General features: G+C 75.1%; 14 protein-coding genes and 1 pseudogene. 5 read left to right on the top strand and 10 right to left on the bottom strand.

Translation table 11 applies throughout. The annotated features are described in order from the left end of the window. Nucleotides 1-1,299 (bottom strand): AAA family ATPase (locus AB0L40_RS19285; protein ID WP_364358209.1); only part of this gene is annotated, 1,299 nt, incomplete at its 3' end. A gap of 243 nt (nucleotides 1,300-1,542) precedes the next feature. Between AB0L40_RS19285 and AB0L40_RS19280 the strand changes: the two genes are divergently transcribed. After that, on the top strand, nucleotides 1,543-3,273 hold the full coding sequence (locus AB0L40_RS19280) for a hypothetical protein (protein ID WP_364358207.1): 1,731 nt from the start codon (nucleotides 1,543-1,545) through the stop codon (nucleotides 3,271-3,273). 191 nt (nucleotides 3,274-3,464) lie between these two features. Here AB0L40_RS19280 and AB0L40_RS19275 read toward each other — a convergent pair whose 3' ends face one another. Continuing rightward, nucleotides 3,465-4,256, bottom strand: coding sequence for a GIDE domain-containing protein (locus tag AB0L40_RS19275; protein WP_364358204.1), 792 nt, complete (start codon nucleotides 4,254-4,256; stop codon nucleotides 3,465-3,467). 189 nt (nucleotides 4,257-4,445) lie between these two features. Between AB0L40_RS19275 and AB0L40_RS19270 the strand changes: the two genes are divergently transcribed. Then, on the top strand, nucleotides 4,446-5,900 hold the full coding sequence (locus tag AB0L40_RS19270) for an alkaline phosphatase PhoX (protein WP_364358201.1): 1,455 nt from the start codon (nucleotides 4,446-4,448) through the stop codon (nucleotides 5,898-5,900). 127 nt (nucleotides 5,901-6,027) lie between these two features. On the opposite strand, the gene AB0L40_RS19265 is transcribed toward AB0L40_RS19270, so the two are convergent. Together AB0L40_RS19265 and AB0L40_RS19260 are read right to left on the bottom strand one after the other, a co-directional pair. Beyond that, nucleotides 6,028-7,668, bottom strand: a complete 1,641-nt coding sequence (locus AB0L40_RS19265; protein WP_364358198.1) for a hypothetical protein — start codon at nucleotides 7,666-7,668, stop codon at nucleotides 6,028-6,030. 207 nt (nucleotides 7,669-7,875) lie between these two features. Then, the gene (locus tag AB0L40_RS19260; RefSeq protein WP_364358195.1) at nucleotides 7,876-8,382 is read right to left on the bottom strand and encodes a DUF4395 domain-containing protein; all 507 of its coding nucleotides are present in this window, start codon (nucleotides 8,380-8,382) and stop codon (nucleotides 7,876-7,878) included. Nucleotides 8,383-8,707: 325 nt separating this feature from the next. Here AB0L40_RS19260 and AB0L40_RS19255 point away from each other — a divergent pair, with 325 nt between their 5' ends. Beyond that, nucleotides 8,708-9,538 carry a pyridoxamine 5'-phosphate oxidase family protein gene (locus AB0L40_RS19255; RefSeq protein ID WP_364358192.1) on the top strand — a complete coding sequence of 277 codons (831 nt, stop codon included), beginning with the start codon at nucleotides 8,708-8,710 and terminating at the stop codon, nucleotides 9,536-9,538. A gap of 275 nt (nucleotides 9,539-9,813) precedes the next feature. Here AB0L40_RS19255 and AB0L40_RS19250 read toward each other — a convergent pair whose 3' ends face one another. Genes AB0L40_RS19250 through AB0L40_RS19240 form a run of 3 tightly spaced genes read right to left on the bottom strand, consistent with a single transcriptional unit; the run spans nucleotide 9,814 to nucleotide 15,513 of the window. After that, nucleotides 9,814-12,795, bottom strand: coding sequence for a DEAD/DEAH box helicase (locus AB0L40_RS19250; protein ID WP_364358189.1), 2,982 nt, complete (start codon nucleotides 12,793-12,795; stop codon nucleotides 9,814-9,816). 55 nt (nucleotides 12,796-12,850) lie between these two features. Further along, on the bottom strand, nucleotides 12,851-13,894 hold the full coding sequence (locus tag AB0L40_RS19245; RefSeq protein ID WP_364358186.1) for a carbon-nitrogen hydrolase family protein: 1,044 nt from the start codon (nucleotides 13,892-13,894) through the stop codon (nucleotides 12,851-12,853). After that, nucleotides 13,891-15,513 carry an FAD-dependent monooxygenase gene (locus tag AB0L40_RS19240; protein ID WP_364358183.1) on the bottom strand — a complete coding sequence of 541 codons (1,623 nt, stop codon included), beginning with the start codon at nucleotides 15,511-15,513 and terminating at the stop codon, nucleotides 13,891-13,893. Before AB0L40_RS19240 ends, AB0L40_RS19245 begins: the two co-directional genes overlap by 4 nt. Before the next feature lie 54 nt (nucleotides 15,514-15,567). On the opposite strand from AB0L40_RS19240, the gene AB0L40_RS19235 reads away from it, so the two are divergent. Further along, nucleotides 15,568-16,302 carry a TetR/AcrR family transcriptional regulator gene (locus AB0L40_RS19235; RefSeq protein WP_364358212.1) on the top strand — a complete coding sequence of 245 codons (735 nt, stop codon included), beginning with the start codon at nucleotides 15,568-15,570 and terminating at the stop codon, nucleotides 16,300-16,302. Nucleotides 16,303-16,310: 8 nt separating this feature from the next. Here AB0L40_RS19235 and AB0L40_RS19230 read toward each other — a convergent pair whose 3' ends face one another. Together AB0L40_RS19230 and AB0L40_RS19225 are read right to left on the bottom strand one after the other, a co-directional pair. Next, nucleotides 16,311-16,730 (bottom strand): VOC family protein, encoded by a 420-nt coding sequence (locus AB0L40_RS19230; protein WP_364358180.1) that lies wholly within the window; start codon nucleotides 16,728-16,730, stop codon nucleotides 16,311-16,313. Between the two features lie 50 nt (nucleotides 16,731-16,780). After that, nucleotides 16,781-17,284, bottom strand: coding sequence for a putative glycolipid-binding domain-containing protein (locus AB0L40_RS19225; RefSeq protein WP_364358177.1), 504 nt, complete (start codon nucleotides 17,282-17,284; stop codon nucleotides 16,781-16,783). On the opposite strand from AB0L40_RS19225, the pseudogene AB0L40_RS19220 reads away from it, so the two are divergent. After that, a pseudogene (locus AB0L40_RS19220) lies at nucleotides 17,285-17,635 on the top strand (MFS transporter); the annotation flags it as partial. It abuts the gene before it with no gap. Here the strand turns inward: AB0L40_RS19220 and AB0L40_RS19215 are convergent. Then, entirely contained in the window at nucleotides 17,604-17,978 is a 375-nt protein-coding gene (locus tag AB0L40_RS19215) for a DUF3618 domain-containing protein (RefSeq protein WP_364358174.1), read from the bottom strand. The pseudogene AB0L40_RS19220 and the gene AB0L40_RS19215 overlap by 32 nt on opposite strands. Nucleotides 17,979-18,110: the final 132 nt, after the last annotated feature.

Here is an 18,110-nt window from a genome sequence, read left to right as displayed (position 1 = left end):
CGCTGCTGGCGGTCGCCGGGGCGGGCACGGACGCCACCCAGGTCTTCGACGAGATCGACGCCGGCGTGGGCGGTCAGACCGGCCGCGCGGTCGGTCCCACTCGCGCGCCTCGAGGTAGTGGTGCATCGCCTCGTAGAGCTCGCTCTCGCCGCCCTCGGTCTCGAACCACTCGCCGGCCAGGACGTGCAGCTCGCGGGCGCGCGCGGGGTCCTCGGTCAGCAGGCGGCTGCGCAGGACGTCGCGCATCAGGTGGTGGCTGCGGAACCACGTGCGCGTGCCGTCCAGCGGGGTCAGCAGCAGCGACGTGCGCGTGAGGGTGCGGAAGGCGCCGCGGGTCTCCTCGTCGTCGCCGAGCAGGCGGACGCAGAGGTCGACGGTGAAGCGGTTGAGCACCGCGGTCTCGCGCACGAAGCGGCGCTCCGCGGGCGGCCAGGCGCGCAGGACCTCGTCGGCCAGGTCGCCGAAGAGCTCCTCGTCGCGCTCGTGCAGGCGCTCCATGACCCGCTCGACCGAGTCGCCCATGCGCAGCCGCAGCGCGGCGAGGTACAGCGCGGCCGGCCAGCCCTCGATGCGGCCGTCGAGCGCGGCGACCTCGTCCGCGCCGAGCTCGAGGCCGAGGCCGTCGCGGAGGAAGCGCGCGGCCTCGTCGGCGCCGAAGCGCAGGTCCTCGGTACGCACGTCCAGGAGCTCGCCGTGGATCCGCATGCGGCGCAGCGACTCCAGGCCCGGGTCGCGGCGGCTGGCGATCAGGACCGCGTGGGCGCGCGGCAGCCGGCCGAGGACCCAGTCGAGGCTGTCGCGGGCGCGCTCGTCGTCGAGCACCAGGTGGAGGTCGTCGAGGACCAGCGCGAGCGGCTCGGCGTTCTCCAGCGCGTCCAGGACCGTCACGAGGACGTCGTCGCGCAGGTCGGCGTCGGCGGACTCCGCGGCCTCGAGCGCCGGGTCCAGCGCCTCGCCGACCAGCGGGTGCAGCGCGGCGAGCACCGCCGACCACAGCCGCACGCCGGCGTCGTCGGGATCCAGCGAGACCCAGGCGACGCGGTGCGGGCCCGAGCGGTCGCCGTCGGCGCCCGCCACGGCGCGGTCGGCCCACTGGGCCAGCAGCGTGCTCTTGCCGAAGCCGGCGGGCGCGTCGACCAGGACGACGCGGGCGCCTGAGCGGTCGATCGCGTCGAGCAGCGCGCCGCGCTCGACGTGCTCCGAGCGGACCTCGGGGCGGTGGAACTTCGTCTGGGGGAAGACCGCACCGCGCAGGACCGGCGAGGGCGGGCCACTGCCGGTCTGGGAGGCCGTGGTCACTGCGTCCATCGTCCCGCAGGATCGGGGCCACCACAAGGTCGGGCACCCGAACCACCCAGGGTGATCGCGGGGCGGGGGGATGCGGTCTCACCCCGCCCGCCCGCACCGTCCGTCCCGTCCACCGCACCGCCGAAACCCCGCCTGTCGGTCCCGGCCGACGGGCGGGACCGACGGAGCGGACCACGCCCACCGCCCCCGTCCCGCCGCCCCGCGGGTCGGCCCCTCACGACCACAGGACCCCTCATGGAACCCCGCACCGTGCCCCTGCAGGCCGATCCCCCGGATCTGGCCGCACCAACCCCGGACCCCGAGCGCGACGAGGCCGCCGCCAAGGCCACGAGCGAGATGCTGGAGGACTACTCCCTCCGCTACGCCCCGACGACCTACCGCAAGTGGACCGAGTTCCAGGTCGCCAACACCTCGCTGGGCGGCATCGCCTACCTCGCCGACTTCGCGATCGGCGCCTCGCTGGCGATCACGTTCGGCTTCAACAACGCCCTCGTCGCGATCCTCCTGGCCGCGACGGTCATCTTCCTCACGTCGTTCCCGATCGCCTACTACTCGGCGAAGTACTCGATCGACATGGACCTGATCACCCGCGGGGCCGGCTTCGGCTACTACGGGGCGACGATCACGTCGCTGATCTACGCGAGCTTCACCTTCATCTTCTTCGCGCTCGAGGGCTCGATCATGGCCCAGGGCCTCCAGGCGGGGCTCGGGATCCCGCTCTGGCTCGGCTACGGGGTCTCGGCACTGATGATCCCGCCGCTCGTCGTCTTCGGGATGACGCTCCTGTCGAAGCTGCAGATGTGGACGCAGCCCCTGTGGCTGATCGGCATGTTCCTGCCGTTCATCGTCATCGCGATCCAGGACCCGGGCGCGTACAACGCCTGGACGTCCTTCGCCGGCGACGGCGGCACGTCGACGGCCCTGAACTTCGTCTCCGTCGGCGCCGGCGCCGGCATCGCGCTCTCCCTGATCGCCCAGATCGGCGAGCAGGTCGACTACCTGCGGTTCATGCCGACGAAGACGAAGGAGAACAACCGCAAGTGGTGGGCCGCCGTCGTCGCCGCCGGCCCGGGCTGGGTCGTCCTCGGCGCGATCAAGCAGCTCGGCGGTGCCTTCCTCGCCTTCTACATCATCAAGGAGCTCGGCAAGGGCGTCGACCTCGCCGGCCAGCCGGTCGAGCAGTTCCTGGCCGGCTTCAACGAGTTCCTGCCCTACGGCCTGGCGCTCGGCATCGCCGTCTTCTTCGTGGTGCTGTCGCAGGTGAAGATCAACGTCACGAACGCCTACTCCGGCTCGCTCCGCTGGACGAACTTCTTCTCGTCCGCGTTCAAGTGGTACCCCGGCCGCATCTGGTTCGTGTTCTTCAACGTCGGCATCGCCCTGGTGCTGATGGAGGCGAACATGTTCAGCTTCCTGAACGACCTGCTGGCGTTCTACTCGAACATCGCCATCGCCTGGATCGGCGCCGTCGTGGCCGACCTCGTCATCAACAAGCCGATCCTGAAGACGAGCCCCTCGTTCATCGAGTTCAAGCGGGCCCACCTCTACAAGTTCAACCCGGTCGGCTTCGGCGCGATGACGGTGGCCTCGGTCATCTCGATCGTCGCCTACTTCGGCGCCTTCGGCCCGACCCTGGACGCCTGGTCCCCGTTCCTGGCGATCGTGATCGCCATGGTCCTCTCGCCGGTCCTGTCCGTCGTGACGAAGGGCAAGTGGTACATCGCCCGCACGCCGGACATCGACCCGGCCGCCCGCTCCGCCGAGACGGTCGTCTGCTCGGTCTGCTCCGAGGCCTACGAGCTGCCCGACACCGCGAGCTGCCCGTTCCACGCCGGCCCGATCTGCAGCCTCTGCTGCACGCTCGAGAAGTCGTGCGCGGACATGTGCAAGGTCGGCGTCCCCGGCATCGTCGGCAACGAGGCCCCGGTCTCCGGGTCGCCGTTGCCGATGGCCGGCGGGCGCTGACGGCGGCGCGCTCCCCCGGTCGTCGGCGGCCGGGGACCGCACCGTGCGGCGGGGCCCGGCCGGCCCCCGGGAGAACCGGTCGATCGACCTCAGGGCCCACTCCGGTGGGTGCCCCGGGCCCCGGGGGCCCGGGGCGGGGGACACACGCGACCGGGGCGGCGGACCGGGACCGACGGCCGGCGCGACCCGCCCTACGCCGTGACGGCGCCGGCGATCAGGAGGACGATGCCGACCACGCCGGCGACGCCCGCGACGGCCACCGCGATCTTGCCGTTGCGCTCGGCGCCGGCGACGATCTCGTCCTCGGAGCGGGTGGAGATCAGGTAGTCGCCCTTGTCCTCCGGCTTCGCGAAGACGAGCGGGCCGGTGCGGTCGGAGACCTCGCCCTGGACGTAGAGCTCCTCGCCCGGGCGGATGACCCACTCCTGGTGCTGGAAGCCCAGCGTGCCGGTGTCGTTGCCGACGCGCAGCAGCGACGAGAGGAAGCCCTCGCCGGCCTGGTTCATCGCGGAGCGGGCCTCGAAGCGGTCGACGACCTTCTCGGGCCGGTCGACGTCGGCGCCGTCGGGGCGGATCACGACGGAGCCGGTGGCGTCGGTGAGCTGGAACGCCGTGGTCGACTCGTTCTCGGAGACGGTCTCCTCGCGCTCGCGGCGCGTGCGCGTCGTCTTGCCGTCCTGCCGCGTCTCCTCCATCACCCAGTACTTGTGGATGACCTTGGTGCGGACCCAGACGGCGTCGACCTGGGACTCCGGCGCGTCGACCAGCCCGTCCGGGCCGGGCGCCGCCGTGCCGACGGCCTCGCAGCGCTGCGAGAAGCTGCCGGCGCCGACCTCCGCGGCCACGCCGCTGGAGAGCGTCGCGACGTCGCCGCAGCTCAGCGTCTCCGTGGCGGTGGCCTTGCGGGCCTTCCCCCGCTCGCTGCGGGCGACGAACACCGCGATCACGGCGACGACGAGAAGGACCACTCCGGCGATCAGCACGGGCGCACCCTAGTCGCGCGGGACGGCACGCGCCGGCCGGCGGGGGTCCACCCGTACGTGCGTCCGCCGACCGTGCCGGATCACCCGGGGCGTTCACCGTCCCATCACCCCGCCGGCGCCGGACGGATGCATGCTGCCTGCGTCGTTCCGGCCTTCCTCGGCCGGCCCTCCGAAGGAAGCTCCCGCCCCATGGCCAACGTCCGCACGCCGTCCCCGGACCCCGAGGATCGTTCACCCCGCACCACCCGCCGCGACGTCGTCCGCGGCGGCGCGAAGCTCCTCGCCGGCGCGTCGATCGCGACCCAGGTGATGGCCGCGACGGGCGCCACCGACGCGCTCGCGGCCAACGCCCGGGCGGTCGCCCGCGCCACCGCGGACAAGCCCGGCTACGGCCCGTTGGTGCGCAACCCCGCGATGGGCTTCTCGCTCCCGGAGGGCTTCCGGGTGGTGCGGTTCGGCGCGGCCGGCACGCCGATGAGCGACGGCCTGAGGACCCCGATGTTCCACGACGGGACCACGGCCGCGGACATGGGCGGCGGCCGCGTCGCGCTGCTGCGCAACCACGAGGGAGACGGGACCGGCCGCGCGATCGGGCGGAAGCTCGCCTACGACCGCGTCGCGCGGGGCGGCGTCACGACGACGCTCTTCGACACGACGTCGGGCCAGGTGCTCGGGTCGTCGCTCGTCCTCAACGGGACGGACAACAACTGCAACGGCGGCCAGACCCCGTGGGGCACGTGGCTGAGCTGCGAGGAGTCGACCGTCGGTCCGGGCGACGGATTCGAGAAGCGGCACGGCTACGTCTTCGAGGTGCCGCTGAAGGCCACCGCGCCGGTCGAGCCGGTGCCGATCAAGGCCATGGGCCGCTTCGAGCACGAGGCCGCCGTCGTCGACCCGAAGTCGGGCGTCGTCTACATGACCGAGGACAACGGCGACCCGGGCGACGGGTTCTACCGCTACCTGCCCGACACGCCCGGCAAGCTGCACCGCGGCGGGCGACTGGAGATGCTCGCGGTCCGCGGCCGGCCGCGGTACGACACGACCCACGGGCAGAAGGTCGGGAAGGTCCTGCACTGCAGCTGGGTGCCGATCCACGACCCGGACCCGTCCGACGCCGAGAAGCACCCGGAGGCGGTGTACGAGCAGGGCCGGGAGCTCGGCGCCGCGCGCTTCGAGGGCCTCGAGGGCGCGCACTGGGCCGACGGCAGCGTCTACTTCGTCGCCAGCGAGGCCGGCGACGACGGCAAGGGCCAGATCTGGCGCTTCACGCCGAAGGGCACCAAGGGCGGGCTCCTGACGCTGCTGTTCGAGTCCCACAGCACCCACGTCCTCGACCAGCCCGACTCGCTCGTCGTCAGTCCGCGCGGCGGCGTCGTGGTCTGCGAGGACGGCGACGGCGAGGACCGCAACGGCGGCACGAACGTCCTCCGCGTCCTCACGCCGGCGGGTCGGATCGAGACGTTCGCCCGCAACGACACCCCGCTGAACCTGCACCGCTGGGAGGACGGGAAGAAGGGCGCCTTCGGCCGCTCCGAGTGGTCGGGGGCGAGCTACTCCCCCGACGGGCGGTGGCTCTTCGTGCACATCCAGATCCCGGGCGAGACGTTCGCCATCACGGGGCCGTGGGAGCGGGGCTGGCTCTAGCGGCTCCCGCCGAGCCGGGCGGCGCAGGCCGCGGCCGGGCCGGGTGACGGACGGGGCGGCGGGACGATCGACCGCCCGCGGGTGGGGCGCGACGCTCCCGCCCCACCCCACCCGCCCGACCGGGCCCTCAGGGCCGGACGTCCACGACCCGGTGGACGACGGTCTCGCCGCCGCGGGCGTCGTCGACGGCGATCGCGAAGCGCACGCGCTGCGCCCGGCGCAGGGGGCGCAGCGGCGAGGTCTGGCTCGTCGCCGTCCCGCCGTAGGGGATGGAGACGCTGCGCGTCCCGCGCTTCATGGTGCGCGAGCTGTCGAACTCGCCGGCCCCCTTGCCGTCCTTCAGCAGGCTCGACCGCACGCGGTAGGAGCACGCGGACGAGCAGCGGATCGTCATCCGGACCGCGCCCGCCCCGCCGAGCCGCTGGCGCTTCGCCATCCGGATCGAGGTGCGGGCCGCGATCTTGCCGCCGGTGACGGGACGGAACGCCTGCGTGGTGCTGCTCCGCGACCCGTCGTCGTCGCGGCGGGCGAAGACCGAGCGCGACGCGGAGGCGAGGACCAGCGGGCTCCCGCCGGGAGCCGCGGCCTGCAGGTCGACGGTCGTCGCCGCGCCGACCGGCACCGCGACGACCTTCGACGGCGGGCCACCGGCGCGGCCGTGGACGACCGACGCCGTCGACGCCGAGGGATAGCCGTCCCCACCACCGCGCTGGGTCGTGACCCACGTCCCGCCCGACAGCGCGGAGGACTCGAAGTTGCCCCGCACGCCCCGGACCCGCTGCACCGCGGTGAACGGCTTGCCCGCCGCGCGGCTCGTGACGTAGAGGCTGCGCCCGCCCTTGGCGCGGGTCACGGACGCCAGCGCCGCGCCGTCGGCCTGGAGCTGGATCACGGCGGCGTGGAGCTTCACGCTCGCGGCCCGCGCCAGGTCGGGGGCGCCGGACGTCGTGACCGGCACGACCGAGACGGTGTCGCCCGTCTTCCAGGCGACCGCCCCGCGGCCGTCGGCCGCGACGCGGACCACGGCCTGGAGGCCCGTGACGTTGGCGGCCTTGGACGCGCCGGGCAGCTCGGTCGGGGCACCGACGGTGCCGTCGGCCGCGACCGTCGCGACGACCACGCGGCTGGTGTCGTCGGTCCGGCGCGTCCACGCGACGACGCCGCGCCCGGAGGCGTCGACCCCGACCTGCACGTTGGGGTCCGTGTTCTGCACGTTCGGCCCGCCGGGGAGCACGATCGGCGGTGCCAGGGTGCCGTCCGCGGCCCGGCGCAGGACGATCGGCTGCGTCGCGTATCCGCCGCCCGGCAGGGTGACCTGGACGTCCGAGCCGGCGAGGACGACCCCGCCGGCCGTCGCGATGCTGGAGGCGCTGTTGCCGGTCCCGAACGGGGCGAACGCCCCGAACGATCCGCCGGCGGGCCGCGTGCTGATCGCGAGGGCGGAGTTGTCGCCGTCCGGGGTGAGGAAGACGGCGGAGCCGTCGGCGGCCGTCGCGGTCAGGGCGATGCCGCTGCCGTCCTGCCCGAAGCTCCTGATCCCGGTGAACGCCCCGCTGCCGCCCAGGGTGGCGACGCCGAGCGTGGACCGGTCGGCCGCGGACTCGGTGGTCACGAGGGTGCCGTCGGGGCTCACCGCGTCGACCGCACCGGCGATGCCGGCTCCGGCGGGGACGGCACGCTCGGCGTGCGCGGCCGGGGCGGCCACGGCGACGACGAGCAGGGAGGCGAGCACGGCCGGGACGCCGGGCGACGCGAAGGGGGACCGCATGGGGGACTCCTGGTTCGGGGGACCACCGGCGCGCATGGGGACCGCGCCGGTGTTCGTAGAGACACGCGCGGGGGCGTGTCGATGCGGTCCGGCATCCGGTGCCCGGGAGGGGCAGGCCCTACCCGCTCCGCCGCCGGACCGGCCGGATCAGTCGGGGTGGGCGACTCAGGCGCGGGCGCAGCTCAGCGGCAGACGCGGGCGCGCGGCTCAGGCGGCGGCGTTGGGCGGCGTCGTGCCCGTTCGCGCCCAGATGTTGTTGCAGGCCTCGCACGTCTCGGGCGGGATGACGCCCAGGCGCATGAGGATGGCGAACATCTTGCAGCCGACGCAGATCCCGGCCAGCGACTCGAGCCCGGCGAAGACGACCATCAGGCCCAGGAGGACGTTCGCGAACGCGGTCCAGCCGAGCGCGAGGCCGCCGATCGCGGCGGCCGTGGTGACGACGGCGCCGATCGCCTGGGCGAAGCGCTTGGGCGGCCCGGGCGTCGGGCGCTTCTCGCCCAGGCGCGGGCCGATGACGTCCATCGCCAGGCGACCGAGGGGGCTGAACGTCGGGCCGGCGGCCGCGCGAGCGATGAATCCGTAGGCGATCGGGATCAGCAGCCACTGCCACCCGGTGGCCAGGGCGACGATCGCGGCGATCATCACGACGAAGGCGACGGTGCGCGCGGCCTTCTCGTTGATCGGGTTGGGAAAGCTGAATACCTGACCCATGTTCCGGACTATATCCCGTGCGGCTCGCGGCCAGCGGGGGAGCGGGGTTCCGGGGCCCGAGGGCGTTCGGTCCGTCCCCCGACGACTGTGCCGAACCTGCAACCCGCGGGGTCGGTACGAGGCCGAAGCGGGCGCGGGGTTCGGGCGCCGCCAGGGGCCGAGGCCGCATCTCGACCGTGCACTTCTCCTCGCCTGGCGAGGACGAACGCACTTTGGACGGTCGACCGGTCCGGAGCACCACCGACGCCCGGCCGGGGCGGGACGTTCACCGTCCGCCGCGCGCGGTGCTCGCGAGCGGCGGCCCGCCGCGCGCGATGATGTCCCCGTGAGCGCGAACGACACCAGCACCCCGACCGAGCACGGCGCACCGCCCGCGGGGTCGCCGATCGTGCCCGACCCGATCGCGCCGGTGCTCGCCCCGGCGGCGCGCTCGTCCCCCGCCGAGGAGGCGCGGACGCTGGTGGCCGGCACCCCGCAGGGCGTCCTGGCGTCGCTGACCGCGACGGGGGACCCGTGGGGCTCGGTCGTCACCTACGGCGCGCTGGACGACGGGTCGCCCGTCTTCCTCGTGTCGCGCATGGCCGAGCACACGCGCAATCTCGAGGGCGACCCGCGCGCCAGCCTCGTCGTCGCCGAGCCGCCGAACGACGAGAACCCGCTGGACCGCGGCCGCGTGACGCTCGCCGGCCGCGTCACGATCCCCACGGGCGACGACCTGGCCGCCGCCCGCGCCGCGCACCTGCGGGCGATGCCGTCGGCCGAGCTCTACGCGGACTTCGACGACTTCCTCTTCTTCGTCCTGCACGTCGAGCGCGTGCGCTGGGTCGGCGGCTACGGGCGCATGGACTCGGCCACGGCCGAGGACTACGCCGCCGCCCGCCCCGACCCGGTCGCGCCCCACGCCGCCGGCGCGGTGGCGCACCTGAACGCCGACCACGCGGACTCGCTGCTCGAGATCGCCCGGGCGCTGGCGGGCTTCCCCGACGCGACGGGGGCGAGCGCCGTCCGCGCCGACCGCCACGGGATGGACCTGGCCGTCGAGACCCCGCGCGGCACGGCCTGGCCGCGCGTGGGCTGGGCGGCCCCGATCGACGAGGCGGGCGGCCTGCGGGCGGCCTCGGTCGAGCTGGTGAAGCGGGCGCGGGCGGCGGGCTGAGGAGGTCCGGCGCCCGGGGTCGGCGGCGCGCGGCCGGTTCGGTGCCGCCGACGACCGCACCGGGGCCCGGGAGCCGAGGGGCCGGGGGGCCGACCCCGAGAGTGCACTCCTCCTTCTTGGAGAAGGACGAACGCACGCTCGATGGTCGACCGAGCGGGCTACGACCGGCCGGCCTACGACCGGGAGGACGGGCCCGGCCACGGCGCCGCCCTCGCGGGCCGATCGCCGCGCCGCAGGGCCGGGGTCCCGACCGGAGGACCGGTGCGGGACGCGCGTCAGTCCCGCGGCCGCAGCCGCCCGAGCAGCTCGAGCGCCGCGGCCTTGTGCAGCGGCTCGTTGAGGTTGCCGCACTTCGGCGACTGCACGCACGAGGGGCAGCCGGAGTCGCAGGGGCACTCGGCGAGGAGGCGCTCGGCGTCGGCGGCCCAGGCCTCGAACTCGCGGTACGCCTGGCGGGCGATCCCGACCCCGCCGACGTGGCCCTCGTAGACGATGATCGCCGGCCCGTTCGTCTGCGGGTGGAGGTTCGTCGACAGGCCGCCGACGTCCCAGCGGTCGCACATCGCCAGGAGCGGGAGCACCGCGATCTGCGCGTGCTCGGCGGCGTGGAGGGCGCCGAGGACGTGCTCGGTCGGGAACGGCTCGAGGCCGATCGGCGCGTCGCCCGCGACGCCGCCGGGGACGGACGGGCGGATGCCGGGCGCGCCGCCTGCGCCCGCGGACGACGGCCCGCCCGCCAGACCCCCGCGCGCCGCCGCCTCCGCCGCCAGGCCGTCCGCCCCGAAGAGGTCCCGCGCCGCCGCCGCAACCTCGACGCCCCCGTGGATCAGGTGCCCGGGCTCGTACCAGACGGCCTCGGTCGTGTAGGAGACCGACGGCAGGTCGACCGTGCGCAGGTCGACGACCTCGCCGGTCTTCCGGCGCCGGCGCTGGTAGGCCAGGACGGTGTCGGTGACCGTCACCTTCCCGTAGGAGAGCCGCATCGGGCCGCCGAGGGTCAGGACCTCGCGGCGGTCCAGGAGCCGGTCGAAGAGCACCTCGACCTCGCGCTTGGGCTCCGTCCACCAGTTGCCGGCGAACGGCTCGACGACGGCGTAGCCGGACTCGAGGTCGAGGCCCTGGACCTCGTACTGGCGGCCCTGGTGCAGGTAGATCGCGCCCTCGTGCACGGTCGCCGGCGCCTTGTCCTGCTCGACGTGGCCGATCTCCTCGCCGGTCGTGCCGTCGACGATCACGACGCGGTGGGTCGTGGCCGAGCGCAGCCCGACGTCGCCGGCGGGGAAGCCGTGGCCGTCGACCGGCCGGAAGACGCCGCCGCGCTCGCGCAGGTCGCCGCGGCGGACGAGCTCCTCGGCGTGCGCCCGCCAGCGCGGCCCGAGCGACGGCGCGTCCCGGTCGTCCAGCGGCGCCTCGTACGCCGCGCAGAGCAGGTGCGGCAGGTGGATCGACTCGTTCTCGTGCTGCAGGATCGCGGCCTCGACCGGACGGTCCAGGAACTCGTCGGGGTGGCGGCAGAAGTACTGGTCCAGCGCGTCCTCGCCCGCGACGTAGACCGCCAGCCCGCGCCCCCGCCGGCCGGCGCGACCCCACATCTGGCGCAACGACGCGACCGTGCCGGGGAAGGTCACGACGACGCAGGCGTCCAGCGCGCCGATGTCGATGCCGAGCTCCAGCGCGGTCGTCGTGACGACGACGCGCACCTCGCCGTCGACGAGCTGCCGCTCGAGCTCGTGGCGCTGACCGGTCGTGTACCCGGCGCGGTAGGGGACCACGGCGCGCGCCAGGTCCAGGCGGCCGCGCTCCTCGAGCTGGTCCTTCGCGATCTCCGCCACCACCTCGACGCCCTTGCGCGAGCGGATGAAGCAGATCGTGCGGGTGCCCGCCTCGGCCAGGTCGGCCAGCATCTCGCCGGCCTCGGTCAGCGCCGAGCGGCGGACCCGGCCGGCGATCAGCTCGGACGCGTCGAGGAGCTCGACGTCCGGGTTGGAGCCGGGGGACTCGAGGTCCGGCCCGGCGGACTCGTCCGGGGTGGCGTCGCCGCCGACGCTGTCCCAGAGGGCCTGCGAGTAGGCACCGGCGTCCACGTCGGACTCGACCTCCGACTCCGCCCCGTCCCCTCCCGGATGGACGGTCGCCACGGGTCCGTCGTGACGCAGGTCGGGCAGCCCCGCGTTGTCCCGCCGCACCCGGGCCGCGACGGCGTGCTGGTCGTCGTCCTCGTCGAAGAGCGGCGGGTTCCACATCGCGATCTGGCGGGCCGCGCTCGGCGCCCCGTCCTCGTCGATCAGGGCGACGTCCTCCAGGCCCGTGAGCGCCTCGACGTGCTCGACCGGGTTGGCGATGGTGGCGGAGGCGAGGAGGAACCGCGGGCCGACGATGCGGGGTGTGGCCGCGTCGTCCTCCGTCGCGGGATCGCCCTGCGCCTCCGCGGCGAGTCTGCGTGCAGCCTCGGGGTCACGGGCGGCCAGGGCCCGCAGGGCGACGGGGTCGAGGCCTGCCCCCTCGTCGTGGTCGGCCGCCCCGCCCTGCGCTCCGCGTGCCCGCGCCGCACCCGACCTCCCCGCCCGCGCGGCCGCCGCCCGCGCCGCTCCCGGACCGGTCGGCCGCAGCCGCGCGTCCTCGTGGCGCTCCGTCAGGCGCCGCAGCCGCCGCAGGACGTTCGAGACGTGGGACCCGAAGACGCCGCGGTAGACGTGGGCCTCGTCGATCACGACGACCCGCAGCCGCGCGAGGAACTCGCCCCACAGGTCGGGCCGCGGCAGGATCCCGACGTGGAGCATGTCGGGGTTGGTGAGGACGACGTTGGCGCGGGTGCGGACGTCCTTGCGGGCCTCGCGCGGGGTGTCGCCGTCGTAGATCGCGACGCGCAGCTCGCGGGAGAGCCCGAACGACTGCAGCGACCGCGCCTGGTCCTGCGCGAGCGCCTTGGTCGGATAGAGGAACAGCGCCCGGGCGCGGGGCTCGCGCAGCAGGGCGTCGATCGCGGGCAGCTGGAACGCCAGTGACTTGCCCGACGCCGTGCCCGTCGTGACCACGAACGGCTGGGTCCGCGGCAGCGCCACGGCCTGCGCCTGGTGCGCGTAGAGCTCCGAGATCCCGCGGTGCGCGAGCGCGTCGAGCAACCGCGGGTGCAGGTCGCCCGGGACCGGCGCGGTGCGCGCCGGCCGGGCGGCCTCGTAGGCCTCGCGCACGAGGCGGTCGTCCTCGCGGCCGGCCTCGAGGGTCGGCCACCACGGGTCGCGGGGGCGGGGAGCCATCACCGCGGATCATGACGAACGCACGTTCGCTCCGCGGGGGGACGGGCCCTCGGCCTCAGGCCGTCGTCGCGAAGTGCTGCTCCTGGTCGTCCGTGGTCGGGCCGAGCTCGTCGGGCAGGTCGCCGGCGGGGACGGCCTGCCACTCGTGGCGGCCGCGGGCGCGGCGGCGCCGATAGTCCAGCCGGCCGTACGCGTTCATCACGTGCCACGCGGCGTGCGTCGCGGGCGTGACCAGCGGGATCCAGAAGCGCTTCTCGAGCGGGTCGTGCGGCGCCACCGAGCCCGGGGTCACGGTCGCGCCGATGTGGCCCTCGCCGTCCTCGAGCGTCAGCCGCGCCAGGATCGTGCCGTCGGCGTCGCAGATCTGGGTCTCGCCGAGCATCTGCGTCCGCCACGGGACGGCCGAGGCCATCGGCGTACGCGACCCGACCGGCCCGACGTGCGCCGCGTGGACGACCGGCGCACCGACCAGCCGCGCCATCTGCCGCGGCAGCTCGCGGGACCCCTGCCGCCAGACGAGGTGCTCGCGCCGGGTCCAGGGCCGCAGCGGGCCGCCCCAGTTGTCGGGGAACGACGGCCAGCACATGCCGCCGAGCACGAGGTCGACGCCCTGCAGCCGGCGCGCGGTGCGGAAGCGCATCCACTCCCAGCCCGAACAGAGGCCGACGTCGACGCCCAGCGCGGTGCAGTGCGCGCGGCCGTCGTCGTCACCGCCGCGGTAGTAGTGGTTCTCCCATGCGGTCGGGATGTCCTTGTCGTGCAGGTGCGCCCGGCCGTCGGGCTCGGCGAGCACGTAGGTCCCGTAGACGTCGGCGCCGCGCTGCGCGAGGAACCCGCCCGCGACGACGACGTCGAGCTCGCGCGCCAGCCGCGTCAGGAGCCGGAACGGCGCGCCGTCGACGGGCCGCGCGACGCCGCGGAGCTTCTCGTGGAAGACGTTCGGCGACGTCATCGCCTCGGGGACGACGATCACCTGCGGGTCGTGCTCGCGGTGCGCGTCGCGGATCAGGGACTCGATGCGCACGAGGTTCCGCTCGACGGCCCCGAGCTCGAGCTGGGGCTGGACGGCGGCGACGCGGATCGGCTTGCGGGGGCTCATGCGGGGACCTCGGTGGTGGATACCGACGGGGTGGGGGTCTCGGTGGCCGGCGATGCGGACCGGCCGGCCGGCGCGGCGACCGACCTCGGGGCACGCTTCGCGGGCGTGGCGGGGGGCTTCGGCGCGCGCTTCGCAGGCGCGGCGGCCGCGGCGCCGGGCTTCGGCGCGCGCTCCGCGGACTCGACGGCCCCGGCGACCGGCTCCGCCCCGTCGTTCGCGGACGCGACGGCCTTGCGCGCCGGCGCGGCCGGCCACGTCCAGCCGGGGTGCTCGGAGCCGGCGACCACGCGGGTGGAGCGGAAGCGCCGCGCGCGGGCCTCGGCCCGGACCGCCAGGTCGGTCCGCAGCTCGGGGAGGGACTCGCGGAGGATCCCGCGGGCCTGCCGCGGGCGCCGGGCCATCGCGCCGACCGCACCGCCGAGGAGGCGCGGCACGCTGAGGACCTCCTGCTGGGTGCGCGTGCGCTGGAAGAGGTCGCTGAGGTCCGGCTCGTGCCGGCGCTGCGCGCGGCGGGCGATCTGGACGAGGGCCTCGGGCTGCGGCGCGATCCGGGTCTCGGCGTTGGCCAGGTGGTACGCGGCCAGGCACTCGTCGTCGCGGCGCTGCTCCCACCGCCGGAGCGCCGCGTCGAGGGCGGCCGGGTCCTCGATCGCCGCCGCGGCGGCCTCGCCGGCGGTGCGACCCATCCACAGCGCGTCCCGCTGCCCCTGGCCGATCACCGGGTCCTTGAAGTGCCCGGCGTCGCCGATCAGCGCCCAGCCCGGGCCGCTGCTGGGCCGGAAGTACGCGGAGACGTCGTTCGTCGAGCGCAGCTTGCCGAGGTTCGTCGCGCCCGCGATCCGCTCCGCGAAGCCCGGATGGCGGCGGAGGAACTCGGCCCACGTCCCGTCCGGGTCCTTGCGAGCGCGGGGGACGTCCGCCGCCGGCCCCATCACCAGCGCGACCGTCCGCGGCCGCGGCGCGCTGGGGAAGACCATGCAGAACGACGTGCCGTCGCGCCACTGCATCAGCGTCTCGTTCAGGTCGGTGCCCGCGTGCGGGTCGTCGAGGTAGCGAAAGACGAGGCCGCGGCCGTTCAGCGAGCCGCGGTACGGCTTCCACGCGCCGACCCGCGCGGCGACCGTCGAGCGCCGCCCGTCGGCGCCGAGGACGAGCCGGGCGCGCAGGTCCCTGGTCTGCCCGTCCGCGTCGCGGTAGCGCACGCCCGCCGCGCGGCCGCCCGCCCACAGGACGTCGAGCACCTCGCAGCCCTCGCGGACGTCGGCGCCCGAGCGCCGCGCGGCGTCGGAGAGGACCACGTCCTGGATCGTCCGCGGGACGCAGAGGACGTAGTCCGTCTCGCCCTCCGTGCTCCAGCGCTCCCGGACGATCACGTCCTCGCCCATGTGCAGCTGCAGGCGGCGCAGCCGCGAGGGGTCCAGCGCCAGCAGGTCGTCGAGCGCCCCCATCCGGCGGACCTCCTCGATGCCGGCCGAGAAGAGGACGTGCGTCGAGAGCGTGTCGGACGGGAGCTTCCCGCGCTCGAGGACGACCACGTCCTTCCCGGCCCGGGCGAGTGCGGACGCCGCGGCGCTGCCGGCGAGTCGCCCTCCGCAGATCACGACATCATGGGTCTCCATGGGCCGAACCTACCCCGAGGCCCGCTACAGTTGCAAGAAGATTCAGAAGTGAAGATGCCTCCAACTGCAAACGGTCCCGCCGCCGTCGACCCCGAGAGCGCCCGCCCCGCCCGCGGCGAGCGCCGCGCCGCCCGCACCCGGGCGGCGATCCTCGACGCCGCCGAGCGCGCCTTCCGGGCGGACGGCTACCGCGGCACCCGCATGGAGGACGTGGCCGAGGCGGCCGACGTCGCGATCGGGTCGATCTACGGGCACTTCGGCAACAAGGACGGGCTCTACCACGCGCTCGCCGAGCGCTCGGTGGAGCTCTTCGGGGTCTACATGGAGCGCGCGTACGCCGCGGGCGCGACCCCGCTGGAGCGCGTGATGGCCGCCGGGGACTCGTACCTGCGCTTCCACCTCGAGCACCCCGGGGCGTTCCGCTTCCTCGCGTTCGCCGACCCCGACGCGGGGCCGGCCATCGACGCCGAGCTGCGCGAGCGGCTCACGGCCCGCACCGAGGCCCTGATCGACCGCTTCCGCGACGAGATCCAGGCGGCGATCGACGCCGGCGAGGCCCGCCCGCTGGACGCCCACGACCTGTCGCGGTTCCTCTGGGGCGCCTGGAACGGCGTCGTCGGCCTGACGCTGCGGGGCGACCGGATGGCGCTCGACGACGAGAGCGTGGCGGCGTGCATCCAGACCGGCCGGCGCCTGGTGATCGAGGGCCTCGTCGCCCCCGGCGCCCGCGACGCCGCCGGCGACGCGCAGGCGCGCCTGGTCTCGACCGCGGACGATCCCGCGGCCTGACGGAGGCGTCAGTCCCCGGCGGCGCGCTCGCCCGTGAGCGGCATCCCGGTGCTCAGGCGCTGCGGGTGGTCCTCGGGGATCTGCACGAGGACGATCTGGAGCCCGTCGGGGTCCGTCAGCGTCGCCTCGAGCAGACCCCACGGCTTGCGCTCGGGCTCGTCGACGACCGGCACGCCGGCGCCCCGCAGCCGCGTGAACTCCGCGTCGAGGTCGCGCACCTGCAGCAGCAGGCGGGTCGCCGCGCTCGGCGCCGCCTCGCCGTGGCCGGAGAGCTCGAGCAGCCCCGAGCCGATGAAGAACACGATGCCCGGATGCTCGGGGGTGCCGAACTCGCGGAAGACGCCGAGGCCGACGGTCTCCTCGTAGAACCGCCGCGACACGTCGTGGTCGCGGGGGTGCAGCAGGACGCGACTGGCGAGGACCTCCACGGGACCATCGTAGGGTCCCGGCGCCGCCCGCGGCGCGCCGGCGGTCCTCCTCAGGCCGCGACGCGGCGCGCGAGCTGCGGGTACGTCCGCACCAGGCCGTCGGGGTCCAGCTCCAGGTCGGCCCGGAACCCGTCCTCGCCGGCGTGGCGGACCGTGGCCCCCTCGTCCGAGCGGCCGACGTGGGTGTAGCGCTGCGCGGACGGCGTGACGGCCAGCGACGGGGCATCGACCCACGCCATCAGCAGGTCGTGCTCGCCCTCGTGGACGTGCAGGGCGTGGCGCCGGACCGGCATCAGGTTCGTCAGCGGCGAGCAGCCGAGGTCGCAGTCGATCGCGCCGCGCAGCGCGTCGGTGTCGCCGCCGGCCTCGGGCAGCCCCGGGGCGCTCCCCGTCTGCTTCGCGCTGCACCGCCAGCGGCCGGCCCCGTCGTGGCGCAGGTCGATCTCGCGCGACCAGCCCGCGCCGGACGAGCGCGCCTGCAGCCGGTGGGTCTCCCAGCCCGCGGTCGTCTCCAACTCGTACTCCAGCCGGTAGGGCAGCGGCTGCACGCCCATCTCGCCTTCGCCCGTCCCGGCGTCGGCGGGCTCCTCACCGTGATCGCCGTCGAGGCCCTGCTGATCACCTGCATGGGCGTCTTCAACCCGATCTCCGCGACCGAGCGCCTGGAGCGGACACCGGCGGACCGGGCCGCCCAGGTGCTCAGCGCGTGGAGTGTCAGCAGCAAACTCGTGCAGGCCGCGCTCATGGTGATCTGGGGCGTCCTGGCCACCGCGACCAGCGCCCGCACCGCGATCACCATCTCCGGCGTGCTCCTGCTCGCCACCCCGCTGCTGCTGCCCCGGGATCGCGGGCCGGACCGCGCGCCCGGGCCGGTCAGGCTCGCCGGCGGCGAACCACCACGATGACGGTCACCAGGGCCACCGCGGCGGCGAGGATCAAAGCCGGCGAGACCGCGCGGCGCGGATCCTCACGAACCTCGGTCGCGGTGACCTTCACCTGTTCCTTGGCCTGGACCGCGGCCACCTTCGCCTGGTCCTTCGCCTGAACCGCGGCCACCTTCACCTGATCTTTCGCGTCGGCTGCCGCGTCCTTGGCCCGTTCCTTCGCGTCGGAGGCGGCCTGCTTGGCGCGGGCCTTGACGTCGGTCTTGGCGGCCAGCGCCTCGACCGTCTCGCCCAGATCCGCGCGGGTCTGCTCGATCTCGGTGCGCAACCGCTCCGGATCGGCCGGCGTGTCCGAAGTGCTCATGAGTGGCGTCCCTCCCGGGCGGCGTTCTTGATGGTCATCACGTCGGCTTCCACGCCGGCGATCGCGTCGCTCGGCACGGGCGGTGCCGCCGCCTTGAGTTTCGCCCGGCCGAGCAGCGCGGTGATCCCGGCC

It is taken from the genome of Patulibacter sp. NPDC049589, assembly GCF_040675535.1.
Taxonomy (GTDB): Bacteria; Actinomycetota; Thermoleophilia; order Solirubrobacterales; family Solirubrobacteraceae; genus Patulibacter.
This window is presented reverse-complemented; position numbering and strand designations above follow the sequence as displayed.

Bases quoted from the DNA above. Each gene is read 5' to 3' on its own strand.
- AB0L40_RS19270 (WP_364358201.1), top strand. From the start codon at position 4,446: ATGGCCAACGTCCGCACGCCGTCCCCGGACCCCGAGGATCGTTCACCC.
- AB0L40_RS19265 (WP_364358198.1), bottom strand. From the start codon at position 7,668: ATGCGGTCCCCCTTCGCGTCGCCCGGCGTCCCGGCCGTGCTCGCCTCC.
- AB0L40_RS19245 (WP_364358186.1), bottom strand. From the start codon at position 13,894: ATGAGCCCCCGCAAGCCGATCCGCGTCGCCGCCGTCCAGCCCCAGCTC.
- AB0L40_RS19280 (WP_364358207.1), top strand. From the start codon at position 1,543: ATGGAACCCCGCACCGTGCCCCTGCAGGCCGATCCCCCGGATCTGGCC.
- AB0L40_RS19250 (WP_364358189.1), bottom strand. From the start codon at position 12,795: ATGGCTCCCCGCCCCCGCGACCCGTGGTGGCCGACCCTCGAGGCCGGC.
- AB0L40_RS19240 (WP_364358183.1), bottom strand. From the start codon at position 15,513: ATGGAGACCCATGATGTCGTGATCTGCGGAGGGCGACTCGCCGGCAGC.
- AB0L40_RS19215 (WP_364358174.1), bottom strand. From the start codon at position 17,978: ATGAGCACTTCGGACACGCCGGCCGATCCGGAGCGGTTGCGCACCGAG.
- AB0L40_RS19260 (WP_364358195.1), bottom strand. From the start codon at position 8,382: ATGGGTCAGGTATTCAGCTTTCCCAACCCGATCAACGAGAAGGCCGCG.
- AB0L40_RS19235 (WP_364358212.1), top strand. From the start codon at position 15,568: ATGCCTCCAACTGCAAACGGTCCCGCCGCCGTCGACCCCGAGAGCGCC.
- AB0L40_RS19225 (WP_364358177.1), bottom strand. From the start codon at position 17,284: ATGGGCGTGCAGCCGCTGCCCTACCGGCTGGAGTACGAGTTGGAGACG.